This is a genomic window from Photobacterium sp. R1, from assembly GCF_054600795.1.
Window position 1 is genome coordinate 1 of record NZ_BAAHZP010000845.1, and the last position, 246, is coordinate 246.

The 246-nt window shown below is 60.2% G+C and carries 1 pseudogene; it reads left to right on the forward strand.

Going from position 1 to position 246, the window contains the following annotated elements:
• A pseudogene (locus ACYP03_RS27465) lies at positions 1-246 on the forward strand (hypothetical protein); the annotation flags it as partial.

The window sequence follows — 246 nt, forward strand, 5'->3', positions numbered from 1 at the left end:
CGTGACCCTGGTGGAAACCCTGACCGCCAGCGGCAGCCAGGGCCTGGCCAAGGGGCTGGCGTCTTACCTGGTGAGATTAAGTGCGTTGCACCAGCATAACCATGGCCGGTTTGATGCCGTGATTGAACAGGTACTCAATGGCGACGCGACCATTTCGCTGGCGATTACCGAGCCTCAGGCCGGCTCAGATATTGCTGCGATCACCACTCAGGCGGTGCCGTCGGCGCATTCGGATGAGTACCTGAT